12 protein-coding genes and 1 pseudogene are annotated in these 17,519 nt (G+C 64.9%); 3 read left to right on the forward strand and 10 right to left on the reverse strand.

What is annotated here, in order from left to right:
• Position 1: 1 nt before the first annotated feature.
• From addB to trxA, 3 genes are all read left to right on the forward strand, one after another.
• Positions 2–3,181: a double-strand break repair protein AddB gene (addB, locus tag N0Q91_RS17765; protein ID WP_275597083.1), complete on the forward strand. Its 3,180-nt coding sequence runs from the start codon at positions 2–4 to the stop codon at positions 3,179–3,181.
• Entirely contained in the window at positions 3,171–6,740 is a 3,570-nt protein-coding gene (addA, locus tag N0Q91_RS17770) for a double-strand break repair helicase AddA (protein WP_275598150.1), read from the forward strand. Before addB ends, addA begins: the two co-directional genes overlap by 11 nt.
• Before the next feature lie 81 nt (positions 6,741–6,821).
• Positions 6,822–7,145: a thioredoxin gene (gene trxA / locus N0Q91_RS17775; RefSeq protein WP_018098665.1), complete on the forward strand. Its 324-nt coding sequence runs from the start codon at positions 6,822–6,824 to the stop codon at positions 7,143–7,145.
• A 73-nt stretch (positions 7,146–7,218) separates the two neighbouring features.
• Here the strand turns inward: trxA and N0Q91_RS17780 are convergent, their stop codons facing one another.
• The 10 genes and pseudogenes from N0Q91_RS17780 to N0Q91_RS17825 form a co-directional block, all read right to left on the reverse strand.
• On the reverse strand, positions 7,219–8,562 hold the full coding sequence (locus N0Q91_RS17780; protein ID WP_275597084.1) for a bifunctional folylpolyglutamate synthase/dihydrofolate synthase: 1,344 nt from the start codon (positions 8,560–8,562) through the stop codon (positions 7,219–7,221).
• Positions 8,563–8,577: 15 nt separating this feature from the next.
• Complete coding sequence (gene accD / locus N0Q91_RS17785) at positions 8,578–9,492, reverse strand: acetyl-CoA carboxylase, carboxyltransferase subunit beta (protein WP_018098667.1); 915 nt, start codon at positions 9,490–9,492, stop codon at positions 8,578–8,580.
• A gap of 53 nt (positions 9,493–9,545) precedes the next feature.
• Positions 9,546–10,384, reverse strand: a pseudogene (gene trpA, locus N0Q91_RS17790) (tryptophan synthase subunit alpha).
• Between the two features lie 5 nt (positions 10,385–10,389).
• Positions 10,390–11,610, reverse strand: coding sequence for a tryptophan synthase subunit beta (gene trpB, locus N0Q91_RS17795; RefSeq protein ID WP_003536446.1), 1,221 nt, complete (start codon positions 11,608–11,610; stop codon positions 10,390–10,392).
• Between the two features lie 24 nt (positions 11,611–11,634).
• Entirely contained in the window at positions 11,635–12,282 is a 648-nt protein-coding gene (locus N0Q91_RS17800) for a phosphoribosylanthranilate isomerase (protein ID WP_275597085.1), read from the reverse strand.
• A 236-nt stretch (positions 12,283–12,518) separates the two neighbouring features.
• Positions 12,519–13,274 carry a M48 family metallopeptidase gene (locus N0Q91_RS17805; protein WP_275597086.1) on the reverse strand — a complete coding sequence of 252 codons (756 nt, stop codon included), beginning with the start codon at positions 13,272–13,274 and terminating at the stop codon, positions 12,519–12,521.
• Between the two features lie 88 nt (positions 13,275–13,362).
• Positions 13,363–13,788, reverse strand: a complete 426-nt coding sequence (locus N0Q91_RS17810; protein WP_026169010.1) for a DUF2852 domain-containing protein — start codon at positions 13,786–13,788, stop codon at positions 13,363–13,365.
• Positions 13,789–13,937: 149 nt separating this feature from the next.
• Positions 13,938–15,212, reverse strand: coding sequence for a polyhydroxyalkanoate depolymerase (gene phaZ / locus N0Q91_RS17815; RefSeq protein WP_275597087.1), 1,275 nt, complete (start codon positions 15,210–15,212; stop codon positions 13,938–13,940).
• Between the two features lie 265 nt (positions 15,213–15,477).
• Positions 15,478–16,494, reverse strand: coding sequence for a zinc-binding alcohol dehydrogenase family protein (locus tag N0Q91_RS17820; RefSeq protein ID WP_275597088.1), 1,017 nt, complete (start codon positions 16,492–16,494; stop codon positions 15,478–15,480).
• Positions 16,495–16,540: 46 nt separating this feature from the next.
• The gene (locus tag N0Q91_RS17825) at positions 16,541–17,515 is read right to left on the reverse strand and encodes an ABC transporter permease (protein WP_029958994.1); all 975 of its coding nucleotides are present in this window, start codon (positions 17,513–17,515) and stop codon (positions 16,541–16,543) included.
• Positions 17,516–17,519 lie beyond the last annotated feature (4 nt).

Genomic DNA, 17,519 nt, shown 5'->3' on the forward strand with positions numbered 1-17,519 from the left:
GGTGCCCGCATATCCGAACGTCTTCACGATTCCCGCCGGCCTGCCTTTTCTGAGGACGGTCGCGGAAAGGCTCTGCAGTGGCGAGCTGACCCCGGGCTTCCGCTACGATCCGGCGCAGCCGCTGGCACTGGCCGGTGTGACGATCTTCGTGCCGACCCGGCGCTCCGCCCGCGTGCTGCGCTCGGAGTTCGTCGATCTGCTCGGCGGCCGATCGGCCATCCTGCCGATGATCCGGGCGCTCGGCGAGACCGACGACGACAGCGGCTTCTTCGATGCCGAGGTGCCGGCGATCCTCGACCTCGCGCCCCCGCTTTCCGGAACGGCAAGGCTCATCGAACTCGGCCGCCTCATTCTCGCCTGGCGAAACCGCCTGCCCCAGGTGGTCCTCGACATCCACGCGGAAAGCCCGCTGATCGCGCCGGCAAGCCCTGCCGACGCCATCTGGCTCGCGCGCAACCTCGCCGAACTCATCGACGCGATCGAGACCGAGGAACTCGACTGGGAGGCCCTCGACGGACTCGACGGCGGCGAACATGCGCTCTGGTGGCAACTGACGCTCGCCTTCCTCAAGATCGCCCGCACCTACTGGCCGGAGCGGCTGGCGGAACTCAAGCACTCCTCGCCCGCACGCCACCGCAATGCGGTGCTGAAGGCCGAAACCCAGCGTATCGCCGCCGGAAAAGTGAGCGGACCGATCATCATCGCCGGTTCGACCGGTTCGATCCCGGCGACGGCCGCCCTGATCGCCGCGGTCAAGGCGCTGCCGAACGGTACGATCGTGCTCCCGGGCCTCGACGGATCGATGAGCGATGCGGAGTGGCGGCTGATCGCCGGAGAGACCCCCGGCTCCGGCGCTTCTTCAAGGGGCCCGGCAAGCCGCACCCACCCGCAATATGGATTTCACCGTCTGCTCAAGCGCATGGGCATCGAACGCGGCGACGTGCCCGCCCTCGCGAGCGCTGCCGATGATCTCGATTATCGCAGCGCGGTCCTGTCGCGGGCGCTGTTGCCCGCCGACGCGACGAATGTCTGGATGGAGGCCCGCCAGAGCTTCGATGCGGATAGACTCCTGTCCGCCTTTGCGGATGTGGCGCTGATCGAAGCGGCGAACGAACGCGAAGAGGCAACCGCCATCGCGATCGCGCTTCGGCTCGCGCTCGAAGCCGACGAGGAGAGCCAGGCGGCGCTCATCACCCCCGATCGAGGGCTTGCGCGTCGCGTCGGCACCGAGCTTGCCCGCTTCGGTATAGAGGCGGACGATTCCGCAGGCATTCCGCTCTCGGCGACGCCGGCGGGCGCACTTGCCCGGCTGCTCTTGGAAGCGACGCTGAGGCCGGACGATCCGGTTGCCCTGGTCGCACTTCTCAAGCATCCGCTGGCGCGCTTCGGTCAGACGGCAGAGGGTGCGCGCCGAGCCGCGGACGTGCTGGAGCTCGCGGCCCTGCGCGGCGGCACCGATGCGGCCGACATATCGTCCTTGGAGGGGGTCATCGACAAGGCGCTCGACAGGCAGAAGACCGACCGGCACCCCCCGCCCTGGAGGGCGGGCATCGGCCCCGACGACATTGCCATCGCGCGCGCACTCGCACGCCGGATAGCCTCGGCGGTCGCCCCCCTGGCCAGCACTCTCTCTGCCGATCGGCAAACCGGCCGTCACCGCTCGGCCGTGCTGCCCCTTTCGGATTGGGCGGAGCGTACAGGGCGCGCTCTGGAGGCGGCCGCCATCGACGAGCAAGGCAACCTTGGCGCGCTCTGGGCTTCGGAAGCCGGCGAAATATTGGCGACGCTCCTTAGGGGCATCATCGAAACCGATGGCCAGATGGAGGCCGACGGACCGCAATGGTGCGACATTCTCGAGGCGCTTGCCGCAAGCGAAGCCGTCAAGCCGCGATCGATGCGCCATCCCCGCGTCTTCATTTTCGGAGCGCTCGAATCGCGCCTGCAAAGCGTGGACCTGGTGGTTCTCGGCGGCATGAACGAGGGCACCTGGCCGGGGCAGACGTCGAACGATCCGTTCCTTTCGCGAACGATGAAGGCGGGTATCGGACTGGAGCCGCCGGAGCGGCGAATCGGCCAGCTCGCGCATGATTTCCAGATGGCCTGCGGCACCCGCCGGCTGATCCTTTCGCGCTCCATGCGTCAGGGATCGGCGCCGACAGTGGCTTCCCGATGGCTGCAGCGCCTTCAGGCGCTCGGCGGCAAGAGGCTGACGGAACTGCTCAAGGCCAATGGCGCCGACTATCTCCACTGGATGCGCATTCTCGACCAAGGCGAGCGTCAACCATTGTCGGACCGGCCGGAGCCGAAGCCTCCCGCGGAGCTGCAGCCGCGAAAATATTCCTTCAGCGAGGTGACGCGCCTGCGCCGCGATCCCTATGCCGTCTACGCGAGGCGCATTCTCCGGCTGGAACCGATCCAACCGTTCAACCGCGATCCGGGGGCGGCGGAACGCGGCCTGCTTTATCACCGGATCGTCGATCGCTTCGTCAAGGGCGGCTTCGACCCGGCGACGCGCGAGGGCGAGGAAGCGATGATCCGGCTCACCGACGAGGCTTTCGACGAGGAGAAACTGCCTGCGCATATCGACACCATCTGGCGGCCACGCTTCCAGGCGGTCGGAAGGGCGTTCCTCGAGTGGGAACGGGAGCGCCGGCACGGCATTGTGAACTCGTTCACCGAGGTTCCGGCGGCGATGGATCTCGGCATCGGCGATATCCGGCTGACCGGCATCGCCGACCGGCTGGATCGCCTGACGGACGGAACGATCGACATCATCGACTACAAGACCGGATCGAGCCCCTCGCCCAAAGAGGCACGAGCACTTCTCGACCCGCAGCTGGCCCTCGAGGCGGCAGCGCTCAGGGCCGGGGCATTCCGTATGATCGGGCCGGCTCGGCCGCACTCCCTGCGCTATGTCCGGCTGAAGCCGGGCAGCCGGTTTGCCGTCGACACCGTCAATAACGAGGGCGCCCGTTCGAAGGAGACGAAATCCACCGAACAACTGGCGGACGAGTCGCTCGTCGAGCTCCGGAAGCTGCTTTCCGCGCTTATGAGCGGCAGGTTCGGCTTCGCCTCGCGCCTGATCGTTCAGAAACAGCGCGACTACGGCGGCGAATACGACCATCTGGCGCGCGTCGCCGAATGGGCGACCGCGGATGGCGAGGACGACGATGAGGAGTGATGCGACAGGCCCGGAGGAGAGAACCCCCGAGGGGTGGCTCGACTGGACGACGCAGCGGCAGGCGCTCGCCTCCGATCCCGCGCGTTCCGCCTGGGTTTCCGCCAATGCCGGCTCCGGCAAGACGCATGTGCTCACGCAACGCGTCATCCGGCTTCTGCTTGCGGGCTGCCGGCCGTCCGCCATCCTCTGCCTGACCTACACGAAGGCGGCCGCTTCCGAGATGTCGAACCGCGTGTTCGAGAAACTCGCCGAATGGGCGACGCTCGACGACAGCACCCTCGAAAAGCGCATAGAGGCGATCGAAGGCAAGCGGCCGCCAACGGCCAAGATCCAGGAGGCCCGCCGGCTGTTCGCGCGCGCCCTGGAAACCCCGGGCGGACTGAAAATCCAGACGATTCATGCCTTCTGCGAGGCGCTTCTGCACCAGTTCCCGCTCGAGGCCAATGTCGCAGGGCATTTCTCCGTTCTCGACGACCGCGCAGCGGCGGTGCTGCTCGCCGACGCCCGCAGGGCTCTCTTGACCGCCACGGCAGCGGCAAGCGACCGGGAACTGGCGGAGGCCTTCGCCACGGTCCTCGATCTTGCCGACGATACCGGGCTTGAAAAGCTGCTTGCGGCGATCGTCGCCAACCGGGCGCCGATCCAGGCCTTTCTCGATCACGTCTCCGGACGCGGCGGGATGGACGCGCATCTGCGGACAGCGCTCGGCCTCGAGCCCGAAGAGACCGCCGAGACGGTCATGGCCGCGGTCTGGCCGCTGGCGGGACTCAATGGCCCGGCACTCGATGACTATATCGACTTTGGATTGCGCCTCGGCGGCGCCAAGCCCTCTGCCATCGCAGAAGGCTTGCGGGCCGTCCGGGCGATCGAGGATGCCACCGCCCGCTATGCCAAACTCGTGGAACTCTTCTTCAACGGCGGCGGCAAGCCGAAGGCGGAATCGGCCTTTCTGAACGCCGCAATGCGCCGTGCGGCGCCGCAGCTCGAACTCAGGGTGGAAGAGGCGCGCAGCCACATGCTCGCCTGCGTGGACCGCCTGAGCATCGTCCAGATGTACGGGGCGACCCGCGCCGCCCTCATTCTCGCCGAGAGGCTCAACCGCGACTACGAGGCGCTCAAGAAGGCACGCAGCCAGCTCGATTTCGAGGATCTCATCAACCGCACGGCGGCGCTGCTTGCCCGAAGCGACGTCGGCGCCTGGGTGCACTACAAGCTGGATCAGGGGATCGACCATATCCTCGTCGACGAGGCGCAGGATACGAGTCCTGCGCAATGGGCGATCATCCAGTCGCTCGCGGCGGATTTCTTTGCCGGCGAAACGGCGCGCGCGGATGACCGAACGATTTTCGCCGTCGGCGACGAGAAGCAGTCGATCTATTCCTTCCAGGGCGCCCGGCCAGAGCGCTTCTCGCGTGAGAGCACGTTGACGGAGCGGCGGGTGCGCGCGGGCAACAGGCACTTCAGCCCCATCCGCCTGCAGCTTTCCTTCCGCTCGACGGTGGACGTGCTCTCCGCCGTCGATACGGTCTTTGCGAATTCCGGGAATGCGAGAGGTCTGAGCGCGCGGAGCGAGGCGATCGTGCATGCGTCTAACCGGATCGGCCAGCCCGGCGCCGTCGACCTCTGGGATGTGATCGCGCCCGAGCCGGCGGCTTCGGAAGAGGATTGGACCGCTCCTTTCGACGCGACGCCCGAGCGCGCGCCGGTCAACATCCTCGCCCGCCGCATTGCAGCGGTCCTCGAAGATTGGATCGGCCAGGAGACGGTGATCGAAAAAGGCGTGCGCCGAGCCATGCGGCCCGGCGACGTCATCGTGCTGGTGCGCAAACGCGACGCCTTTGTCAATGCCCTGACACGCGCCCTCAAGCGGCGGGGCAATATCCCCGTCGCCGGCGCGGACCGACTGGTTCTGACCAGCCATATCGCCGTGCAGGACCTGATCGCGCTCGGCCGGTTCGTGCTTCTGCCCGAGGACGATCTGTCGCTCGCGGCACTGCTGAAGAGCCCGCTCCTCGATTTTGCCGAGGAGGATGTCTTCGAACTCGCCGCGCGGCGGACCGAGGGCGAAAGCCTCTGGCGACGGCTGCGGCAGGCGGGCGCGGAGGAGACGAGCCGTTATCACGGAGCGGTCCGCACGCTTTCGCGTTATGCCGGCCTGGCACGGGAACTGCTGCCGCACGATTTCTATGCCCACGTCCTCGGCGCCGATGGCGGACGGCGTGCCTTCCTGGCGCGGCTCGGCAGCGAAGTCAGCGATATTCTCGACGAATTCCTCACCTTCGCTCTCGATCATGAAAGGAGCGGTCTGCCGGGCCTGCAGGCTTTCATCTCGACGCTGGAGATCGAAGCGCCCACGGTCAAGCGCGAACAGGACAAGGAACGCGACGAGGTTCGCGTTATGACCGTACATGCCGCCAAGGGCCTCGAGGCACCGGTCGTCTTCCTGGTCGACGGCGGCGGCGAGGCCTTCGTCCGCCAGCAGGTCTCGGACCTTCGCTTCGTGGAGAAAACGCAGGCCGATCATTCCGGGCTCACGGTCCCGGTCTGGCGCGCGCCGGGTTCTGCGCCGAACTCGCTCATCGCCGCCGACAACGAGCGGCTGAAGAAGCTCGCCGAGGAGGAATACCGCCGGCTCCTCTATGTCGGCATGACGCGCGCAGCCGACCGCCTGATCGTCTGCGGCTATCGCGGACAGCGGCAGAATACCGACACCTGGCATTCGATGGTGCAGGGAACGCTGGCACAGGACCTGAAGGGCCGCGGAACGCCGAGGCTTTTCCGCGCCGGAAGCGAGGAGTGGCAGGGCATTGCCTGGCGCGAAGCGCATGTGCCGCGCGACCTCCCGACGTCCGAAGGCGGATCCGAAGAATCGCAACGGCGGACAGCCGGCTTGCCGACGGCGCTTTTCACGCCTCCGGCCGCGCCGCGGCGGCTGCCCCGGCCTCTTGCCCCGTCCGGCACGACCATCGCAATCGACGACCCCGACGGCGAAGCGATCGTCGGCTCGGCCCTTTTCGCCGGGAAGAGCGCGCCGAAACTCTCGATGCTCCGCGGCGCGATCCTGCACCGGTTGCTGCAGGTTCTTCCGTCGGTCGACGGCCGCGAGCGCCTGGCCGCGGCGGAGCGCTATCTCGCCCGTTCCGTGCCGCGCTGGCCGGAAGCCGAACGGCGCGCACTTGCCGGGAACGTCATGGACGTGCTCGACCATGCGGATCTGCAACCGCTTTTCGGCGAGCACAGCCGGGCGGAGGTCTCCGTCATGGGGACGCTGAAGCTCGGGACCCGCGAATTCGCCGTATCGGGCCGTATCGACCGTCTGGCCGTCACCGGCGACATGGTGACGATCGCCGATTACAAGACCAACCGCGAAATCCCGGAATCGCCCGAAGAGATCGCGCCGGTCTACAGAAACCAGCTCGCGATCTATCGCGAAATCCTGAAACCTCTTTACCCCGGCAAGCGTTTCCGATGCGTGCTGATCTTCACCGAAGGCCCGGCGATCCGGGTGCTTCCCGAGCCGATGCTAGACAGGAGTCTTGAAGAGCTCGCGACAAAGTGAGATACACGATATTGAAAATCCGGTGGCGATGCCTCACATGAGACACAACATCTGGACACTGCCATTCCGAAGGAGCACCCGATGGCTACTGTGAAAGTCGATACTTCCAATTTTCAGAAAGAAGTTCTGAACTCGGCCGAACCGGTCGTCGTCGACTTCTGGGCGGAATGGTGCGGCCCGTGCAAGATGATTGCGCCGAGCCTCGAAGAAATCGCAACCGAGCTTGCCGGCAAGGTCAAGGTCGTCAAGCTCAACATCGACGAAAACCCCGAACTCGCGGCGCAATACGGCGTCCGTTCGATCCCCACGCTCGCCATGTTCAAGGGCGGCGAAGTCGCCGACATCAAGGTCGGCGCCGCACCGAAGACGGCGCTCAGCTCCTGGATTTCGAACGCGGTGGCTTGATCCGCCAGGACTTCAATCCGACAATGCGAAGCCCGGCCTGGCCGGGCTTTTTTTCGCCTGAAATCGTCGTGATCTAGCGCGGCGGAGTGCCGTTTTCCGCGAGCACGTCGCCGACCAGGTAGAGGGAGCCGCCGATCAGCACGCGCGGCGGCACGGGGTCCTCGTCGGTGAGTTCCGCGATCTGCCCGAGCGCTTCGGCGACCGAGGAGGTTGCATTGGCCTCGAGCCCGGCTGCGGCCGCATCGGCGGCCAGCGCCAGCGGGTCCAGTCCCGCGTCGGACCCGTGCACCGGCACGGTGAAGACCTGTTCCGTCAGATCGAGGAAAGCCTTGAAATAGCCGATCGGTTCCTTGGTATTGATCATGCCGATGATCAGGAAGAGCGGTCGCGGGTCGCGCTCCTCGAAGGTGGCCATCGCCTCGGCAATGACGTGGCCGGCCCCCGGATTGTGTCCGCCGTCAATCCATATCTCGGCGCCCGGCGGGCAGAAATGCGAGAGCGTGCCGCCGGGGAGGCGCTGCAGGCGCCCGGGCCACTCGACGCCGGCCAATCCTTTCTCGATGGCCGCCTCGGGAACATCGAAACCGGCTGCCCGGACGGCACGGATCGCCGCCGCGGCATTGGCATATTGATGCCGGCCCGGCAGGCGCGGCAGCGGCAGGTCCGCAAGGCCGTTCTCATCCTGGAAGATCAGCCTGCCGAACTCCTCATGCGCCATGAAATCCTGTCCGTAGACGGATATTGGGCAGCCGAGACGTTCGGCGGTCGCGATCAGCACATTGCGCGCGCCCTCTTCCTCCTGGTGGCCGATCACCACCGGGCAGCCCCGCTTCATTATTCCCGCCTTCTCCGCGGCGATCAGTTCGACCCGGTCGCCGAGATAAGCCTGATGATCGAGCGAGATCGGCATGATCACGGAGACGGCCGGCCGGGCAATGACATTGGTCGCGTCATATCGTCCGCCGAGGCCGACTTCTATGATCGCGACATCGGCCGGATGCTCCGCGAAGAGCAGGAAAGTGACCGCGGTCAGGATTTCGAAGACGGTGATCTTCTCACCGCCATTCGCTTCGGCAACGCGCCGTACGGCATCGGCAAGCACGGGGTCGCTGACCAGGGCCCCCTTGCCGCCCTTTACACCCAGGCGATAGCGCTCGTGCCAGTTCACCAGATGCGGCGACGTGTGGACATGGACGCTGAGACCCGCGGCCTCCAGGATCGCCCGGCAGAAGGCCGTTACCGAGCCCTTGCCGTTGGTGCCGGCCACGTGGATGACCGGCGGCAGGCGCTCGTGAGGATTGCCGAGGGCGGCAAGCAGCCGCGTGATCCTGTCGAGCGAAAGGTCGAACCCTTTGGGATGCAGGGCGAGAAGCTTCTCGATCTCCTGCGCCGCCTCGCTGACCTCTGTCGCAGTCATGATGGTAGCCCTGATCTAGGCGCTCGCGGCCACCGGCAGCGGGGCCAACTCCGTCGCGGTATCGCGCTTGACCGCCTTGGCCGGCTTCTTCATCAGAATGTTGAGAACGCGCGCGAGCGTCTCCGGGATGTCGTGGCGCTTGACGACCATGTCGACCATGCCATGCTCCAGCAGATATTCCGAAGTCTGGAAGCCATCCGGAAGCTTTTCCCGCAGCGTCTGCTCGATCACCCGCTTGCCGGCAAAGCCGATTTCCGCGCCTGGCTCGGCCATGTGGATATCGCCCAGCATCGCATAGGATGCGGTGACGCCGCCGGTCGTCGGGTTCGTCAGGACGACGATATAGGGAAGCCCCGCTTCCTTGAGCATGTTCAGGGCTACGGTCGTGCGCGGCAGCTGCATCAGCGACAGGATGCCTTCCTGCATGCGAGCGCCGCCCGAGGCCGGGAACATCACCAGCGGGCACTTCTCCGCTATCGCGCGCTCGAAGGCCTTCACGATCGCTTCGCCCGCGGCAATGCCCAGCGACCCGCCGATGAAGTTGAACTCATGCGCGACGGCGACGAGCTTGATGCCCTGGACCTGGCCGAGGCCGGCAACGATCGTGTCATCGAGTTCGGTCTTGGCGCGGCTGTCGCGCAGGCGATCGGAGTATTTCTTCGAGTCGCGGAACTTGAGCGGGTCCTGCGCCACCTTGGGCTGCGGGAAGGCCTCGTAGATTCCGCCGTCGAAGAGATCCTTCAAACGGGCCTTCGCCGGCATCTTCATGTGGAAGCCGGATTGCGGGATGACCCATTTGTTCTCTTCCAGATCGCGATGGAACACCATCTCGCCCGTTTCAGGGCACTTGATCCAGAGGTTCTCCGGAACTTCCCTGCGGCCGAGCATCGAGTTGATCTTCGGCCGAACGTAGTTTGTGATCCAGTTCAATTAAGCAGTCTCCTGAAGATTTTCCTTCGGCTTGTGCGCGTCAATATGGGCAATTATTCGGCTGCAGCAAGCCGTGCCGCCCGTACGCCGGCCGCAAGCCCCCTGACGAGCGCTTCGACGCCCGGGACCGTCGCTTCCGTTGCCTGGCCTTCTTCGGTCAAGCTCGACGCGATCTGATTGACGATCGCCGTGCCGACGACGACGCCGTCTGCGGATGCGCCGATGGCGCGCGCATGGTCGGCGGTCTTCACCCCGAAGCCGACGCAGACAGGCAAGGGCGTATGCGCCTTGATGCGCGCGACCGCTCCGGCGATCAGCGACGGATCGGGCAGCGCCGAGCCGGTGATCCCGGTCATCGACACGTAATACACGAAACCCGACGTGTTTTCGAGAACCTTGGGCAGGCGGCGATCGTCCGTCGTGGGCGTTGCCAGGCGGATGAAGCTGATGCCCTTCTCAAGTGCAGGAATGCACAGTTCGTCGTCCATTTCCGGCGGCAGGTCCACGACGATCAGGCCGTCGACGCCGGCCTCGAGCGCGTCCTCCAGGAACCGCTCGACGCCATAGATATAGATCGGGTTGTAATAGCCCATCAGCACGATGGGGTGCGCTGGTCCTCCGCCCGGAAGAGCCGGGCGAGCTCCAGCGTCTTGGCGAGCGACTGCCCGGCCTTCAGCGCGCGCTGGCCGGCGAGCTGGATCGCCGGTCCATCGGCCATCGGGTCGGAAAAAGGCACGCCGAGTTCGATGATGTCGGCACCCGCCTGCCGCAGCGCCTTCATGATCGCCAGCGACGTTTCGAAATCCGGGTCGCCGCCCATGAAATAGGTCACGAGAACCGGGCGCCCCTCGGCCGCCACGTCGGCGAACCGTTGCTCCATGCGTGCGGTCATGATCTTTACTGCCCCATACCGAGAATTTTGCCGACGGTGAAAATGTCCTTGTCGCCGCGACCGGAGAGATTCATCAGGATGATCTCGTCCTTGCCCATCTTCGGCGCGCGCTTGATGACTTCGGCAAGCGCATGGGACGGTTCGAGCGCCGGGATGATGCCTTCGAGCCGCGTCAGCGTCTGAAAGGCCTCGAGCGCCTCATGATCCATGATCGGCACATATTCGACGCGGCCGATGTCGTTCAGCCAGGCATGTTCCGGTCCGATGCCCGGATAATCGAGCCCGGCCGAGATCGAATGGCCTTCCTTGATCTGGCCGTCACCGTCCTGAAGAAGATAGGTGCGGTTGCCGTGGAGCACGCCGGGCGAACCGGCGGTGAGCGAAGCGCAGTGCTCGTCGCCGTCGAGCCCCTTGCCACCCGCTTCCACGCCGACGATCCTGACGCCCTCGTCGTCGAGGAACGAATGGAAGATGCCGATCGCATTGGAACCGCCGCCCACGGCAGCGACCACGAGATCGGGAAGCCGGCCTTCGGCCTCGAGGATCTGCTGCTTGGCTTCCTCACCGATGACTGCCTGGAAGTCGCGCACCATCTCCGGATAGGGATGCGGGCCGGCGGCCGTGCCGATTAGGTAATAGGTGCTGTCGACATTGGTCACCCAGTCGCGCAACGCCTCGTTCATGGCGTCCTTGAGGGTGCCGTTGCCGGCCGTCACCGGCTTCACCTCGGCGCCGAGAAGCTTCATGCGGAAGACGTTCGGCGCCTGCCGCTCCACGTCGGTCGCACCCATATAGACCACGCAGGGCAGGCCGAAGCGCGCCGCGACCGTCGCCGATGCCACGCCGTGCTGGCCGGCGCCGGTTTCCGCGATGATGCGGGTCTTGCCCATGCGCTTGGCGAGCAGGATCTGACCGATGCAATTGTTGATCTTGTGGGAGCCCGTGTGATTGAGCTCCTCGCGCTTGAAATAGATCTTGGCGCCGCCGAGTTCGGCCGTCAGGCGCTCGGCGAAATAGAGCGGGCTCGGCCGGCCGATATAGTGGGTGCCGAGATTTTCGAGCTCTGCCTTGAAAGCCGGATCGTTCTTCGCCCTCGCCCACTCATCCTGGAGATCGAGGATCAGCGGCATCAGCGTCTCGGCGACGAAGCGCCCGCCGAATATGCCGAAACGGCCCTCTTCATCGGGTCCGGACCTGAAGGAGTTCGGTTTAGGCGGTTGATTCACGTCTTGCTCCCTGATCGCGGCCGCTCAAGCTTCCGCCCGGCGGACCGCTTCGAAAAACGCTTCCATGAGCGTCAGATCCTTTATCCCCGGCGCGCTTTCGACTCCGGATGATGTATCGATGGCGCGGGCGCCGGTCAGCGCAAGTGCGTCTCCGATGTTGCTCGCGTTCAATCCACCGGAAAGCATGTAATCGACGCTTCCGTCAAGCGCGTCGAGAAGCCGCCAGTCGAAAGAAATTCCGTTGCCGCCCGGCAGATCGGAACCAGCCGGAGGCTTCGCATCCAGGAGAAAACGGTCGACGATGCCCATATAGGGATCGATCCGCTCCAGGTCGGAGGCCTCACGGACGGCAAGCGCCTTCATCACCGGAAGACCGTAAAGCGCCTTGATGGCAAGGACCCGCTCCGGGGTCTCCGAGCCGTGAAGCTGGAGGACGTCGGGGGCGAGCGCCGAGACGATCTCGTCGAGACCGTCATTGTCCGCATCGACCGTGACCGCGACGATCTTCGCGCGCCCGCGGGCGCGCGCGGCAAGGCGGCCGGCATCGTCCGGTTCGATGTTGCGGGGGCTCTTGGGAAAGAAGATGAAGCCCACGTGGGAAGCGCCGAGCGCGACGGCACGTTCTACGGCTTCGGCCGTCTTCAAACCACAGATCTTCACTTCCGTTTTCATGGAAAGCGACCTTGCATGAAATGCTGCCCGAGTCGAGCAAAACCGTTGCGCGCCAGCGGCCAATCTTAGGAAGAGGGGGTGACGGGCATCCGGTGTTTTTCGGGCGAACCAAGCCGGCACCCTCCTCCGCCCTTCCTGCACCTTTTCGCCGCAAGCGGAGCGACGGGACAAGCCGCATGCCTCCCAATTTCCCTCTCCCCGCCTGCGGGGTGAGGGGCCCTTCGGCCACGCTCGATCTACCCGAAATCGATCGCGTGCAGCATCGTACCGTTGCGCTTGAGCCAGTGCCTGGCGTCCTTCGTTTCCGGGCACAGGCTCTCGCATAGCGCCCAGAAACGCGGTCCATGGTTCATTTCCTGCAGATGGGCGACCTCGTGTGCCGCGAGATAGGCGATCACCTTCGGCGGCGCCATGGCAATCCGCCAGGAAAAGCTCAAATCGCCCTCGGCGGAGCAAGAGCCCCAGCGGCTGCGGGTGTCCTTCAGGCTGAGGGAGCGTGCCCTGCTTCCCGTCCTGCCGGCATAGACGGCGACCAGGCGCTCGAGTTCGCTGCGGGCTTCCTTCTTGAGATAGTCGGCGATGCGCCGGCGCAGATGCTCCTCGGCACCGCCCACTCTCAGAACCGCCTCCTCGTCGATCACGAGCGCTTCGGTCAAGCCGCGCAGGCGGCCCGTTCTCTCGATGCGGTGAGCGACGCCGCGAACAAGGATGGTGCCGCCGTCCTCGAGCTCGCTTTCACCGGAAAAGCGGGCAAGCTTGGTCATCAGCCAGCCCTGGTGCCGGGTGAGAAAGGCGCTGACCTCGCGCTCCGGCAGGCCTTCCGGTACGGTGAGCTTCAACGCTCGCCCTCCGGGCTCGATGCGAAGCGTCATCCGCGTCGCGCGCGCATTTTGCCGAATGGTCAGGGGAAGGACCTTGCCGGCAACCTCGATGTCACGGACGACATCAAGGGGCGGTCCACTGCCACGGTGCCGCTTGAGAGATGAAAACATGAGGCCGTTCTAGACGATTCGCAGGGGACTTGGCAGATGGACGAGCGACATCCGGCGTTTCACATGAAACACCGGATGCCTTGCGGGATCAGCTCGATTCGAAGCCGGCTTCCGGACCGGTGCGGCCGTTCTTGCGTTCGCGCATGAAGCGGTCGAATTCCTCCTGGTCCTTGGCACGACGGAGTTCGCGTACATAGCCGTCGAATTCCTCGCGCATCTCGTCAAGCTTGCGGCGCTCCTCGTCGAGACGGGCAAGTTCCGCTGTCCGCCAGTCGTCGAAGGCGACATTGCCGGTACGATGATGTGCCCAATGTCCCCGGTGGTTCCGTTTGAAGCCGGCACACATGCGATCCACTCCTTCATTGGCGTCCTTCTTGAACGCCCTCAGCTTGTCGCCGAAGAGGATGTAGGCGAGCATTGCCAGGCCGAGCGGCCAGAACACAATGAAACCCAGCACCATCAATGCAATGGTCGCGGGCGTCCAGTCCGGACGGATCAGTGCAGATTGGTTCATCTTCAGGATTCCTCGCAGTCGGCGGGCCGCCCTTCGCGGCCCGATGAAAACGATGTGGGAAAGCCACGGCCCCGGCGCAAGACATCGCATCAAGGAATCGGACAACCCCCTGACTTTCCTCCGGCAAATCGAGCGCTACCATGACTCGCTCAGGCCGATTTGCCACCCTTGATGAGCTGTTTGACCGGCTCCGCATGGCGTGAATGCCGGCGCTGGAAGGCGACGATGCGCGGTGCGATCTCGCGGCGGAAGCGCGAACCGTTGAAGACGCCGTAATGGCCCACATCGGGCTGCATATAGTGCTGCCGCATCGAATCGGGAATGCCGGTGCAGATCGTCTGCGCCGCCCTGGTTTGGCCGAGGCCGGAAATATCGTCGTTCTCGCCCTCGACGGTCAGCAGCGCCACGCGCCGGATCGCCGTCGGATCGACCCGCTTGCCGCGGTGCATCATCTCGCCCTTGGGCAGCGCATGTTGCATGAACACCACCTGCACGGTCTGCAGGTAGAACTCCGCGGTCAGATCCATCACCGCCAGATATTCGTCGTAGAAGTCACGGTGTTTTTCGGCCGCGTCGCCATCGTTCTTGACCAGATGGGCGAAGAATTCCTTGTGAGCGATCAGGTGCCGGTCGAGGTTCATCGACATGAAGCCGGAGAGCTGGAGGAAGCCCGGATAGACCATGCGCATGAAGCCGGGCTGCGGCCACGGAACCGGCATGACGACATTGTCGCGGAACCACTCGATCGGCCGTTCCTTCGCAAGCTCGTTGACCGCGGTCGGGTTGATGCGTGTGTCGATCGGCCCGCCCATCAGCGTCATCGTCGACGGTGCGAGGGGATCCTCCGCCGCCTCCATCAGCGCGACGGCCGCCAGAACCGGAACGGCCGGTTGACAGACCCCGATCACATGCGCATCCGGCCCGAGGAAATGCAGCATCTGGATGACGTAGTCGATATAGTCGTCGAGATCGAAGGTTCCCTCGCTCAAGGGAACCATGCGGGCGTCGATCCAGTCGGTGATGTAGACGTCGGAATGGGGCAGCAGTGCTTCCACGGTTCCGCGCAACAGCGTGGCGTAGTGGCCGGACATGGGCGCAACGATCAGGACTTTCGGATCCGGAGCGCGGTCCCTTGGCAGGCTGCGTTCGAAATGGATGAGATTGCAGAACGGCTCCCGCCAGACGATCCTTTCACGGACGGGCACGGGCTGCCCATCGATCTCGGTTTCCGCAAGGCCGAATTCCGGCTTGCCGTAGCGGCGGGTGGCACGCTCGAAAACTTCCAGTCCTGCGGCCGCGGCGCGGCCGAAATAGGTATGTGAAACCGGATTCATCGGATTGCTGAAGGCCAGCCGCATGGCGTCTGCCGCCGTGCGCCACGGAGCCATCATCGCATGGTTCATCTCATAAAGCTGGTAGAACATGGGCGCGTATCCCTTGTCTCAAATCAACGAAAACGCCGCTCCCAGTCCGACGCCGGAGCGCCTCCTCAGGAAACGGTTGCATCGGTTTCCGTCGGAAGCGTAGTCACGAAGAGTAAGATCGTTTCACCGGGACGGCGAACGATCTAGCTTGCGGTTGTTCGTCTCTGGTGTCCGCAATCGCTGCTACACTAGCATTTTTCTTGTGCAGCGCAACAAACCCGCCCCTCACTTTTTGGGGAAGGACGTGCGCGCGGAACGAGGCCTCTCACCCGTCGCTCACAGCCACAACTGCCTTGACGAGCCCTGACTTGTCGTGAGCCCAGCGGGGAAGATCGCGGACGAGGTCCTCGAGCGTCGTGCGGTGGGTGACGAGCGCCTCGATCGGAACCAGCCCCGCCGCAAGCGACCGAATCACGTGATCGAAGTCCTCGCGGGTGGCGTTGCGGCTGGCGACGAGGGACATTTCCCGCTTGTGGAATTCGGGATCCGAGAAACGGATCTCCTCCTTGACCACGCTGACGAAGACGAGCGTGCCGCCGTGGGCGACATGGCCAAACGCCCCTTCCATCGACCGGGCGTTGCCGGTGGCGTCGAAGACGACGTCGAAACCCTCCCCACCCGTCGCCTGCGCGAGCGCCGCATCGTCGCCCGCCAGGATGCCGGGCGAAAAGCCGAGCTTTTCCGTGGCGAAGGCCAGGCGCTCCTCGCTCGTGTCGAGCAGCCGTACGTCGTGGCCGGCTATGCGGGAAAAGACGGCCGTCCCCAGGCCGATCGGTCCGGCACCTATCACCAGCGAACGGTCGCCTCGGCCAGCCGCCGAGCGACGGACGGCATGGGCGCCGATCGCAAGGAACTCGACCGCCGCGGCGGCTTCCGGCGAAAGGCCTTCGGCCGAATAGAGGTTCTGTTCGGGCATGACGATTTCTTCGCAGAAGGCGCCGTCGGTGTGAACGCCGAGGACGCGGATCGCCGTGCAGCAGTTCGGCTTGCCTTTACGGCAGGCGATGCACTCCCCGCAGGAGAGATAGGGGTTAACGACGACGAGCGTCCCCGGCGCGAACCGGGTGCCGGGTCCCCCTTCGATCACTCTCGCAGAGATCTCATGGCCCATCACGCGCGGATATTCGAGAAAAGGATGCTTGCCCTCGAAGATATGATAATCGGTGCCGCAGATCCCGACGCGGCTGACGGCAAGGCGGACCGAGCCGGTTGGCGGTGCCTCGGGCCCGCTGCGGGCGATGAGCGCGAGGCGGCCGGGCTCTGAACAGACGACGGCTTTCATGCGGCGCTCCGAAGCTTGCTGGGGACCGGTTGCGGGCAGGCGGCCATCACCGCGCCCCCCGCCGCCGCAACTGGTCGAAATAGACGATCACGATGATCAGCAACCCGGTGATGATGCGCTGCCAGAAGGAATTGACGTTCAGGAGATTGGCACCGTTGTTGATCGTGGCAAGGATGAAGGCGCCGAGCAGCGGACCGTGAACCGAGCCGACCGCGCCGAAAAGGCTCGTGCCGCCGATGACCGACGAAGCGATCGCCTGCAGCTCCCAGCCTTCGGCCTGCGTGGCGTTGCCGATGCCGATGCGCGAGGCGAGCAGAAGCCCGACAAAGGCGGCGCAGGTCGATGACAGGATATAGGCCAGATAGATCGTTCGGTTGACGTTGACGCCGGAAAGACGCGCCGCCTCGCGGTTGGAGCCGACGGCGAAGAGATAGCGGCCGAAGCGGCTCAGATGCAGGAAGACGTAAGCCGGAATTGCAACGACGATCACCATCCAGAAAAGACTGGGAACTCCGAGGAAGTCGGCGCGTGAGAAAGTGGTGAAGGCGTCGTTGGTGATCGAGATGGTCGAACCGTTTGTTATCAGGAGACCGATGCCGCGAAGCGAGGTCAGCGTCGCAAGCGTGATGATGAAGGGCGGCAGCCCCATGCGGACGATGCCGAAGGCATGGAAGGCGCCGATCAGCACGCCGATCGCCAGCGTCGCGATGATTGCGAGCCAGAGCGGAACCCCCGCCGCGAGCAGCCAGGCGACGATGACGCTGGTGAAACCGACGACGGCTCCGACCGAAAGGTCGATGCCTGCCGTGATGATGACGAAGGTCTGGCCGACGGCGAGAATCGCGGTCATCGCCCCCTGACGCAGGAGGTTGCTGATGTTGTTGGGCGTCCAGAAGGCATTGGTCGCCAGGCCCAGGAGCAGCCAGAGGACGACCAGCAATCCCACGAGCGTAAGACCGAACAGGATGCTGACGCCTTTCTTCGGCGTCGGTCCCGCGCTTTCAACCGTTTCCACACTCATCGCT

The organism is Sinorhizobium prairiense (genome assembly GCF_029201645.2).
Lineage (GTDB): Bacteria > Pseudomonadota > Alphaproteobacteria > Rhizobiales > Rhizobiaceae > Sinorhizobium > Sinorhizobium meliloti_A.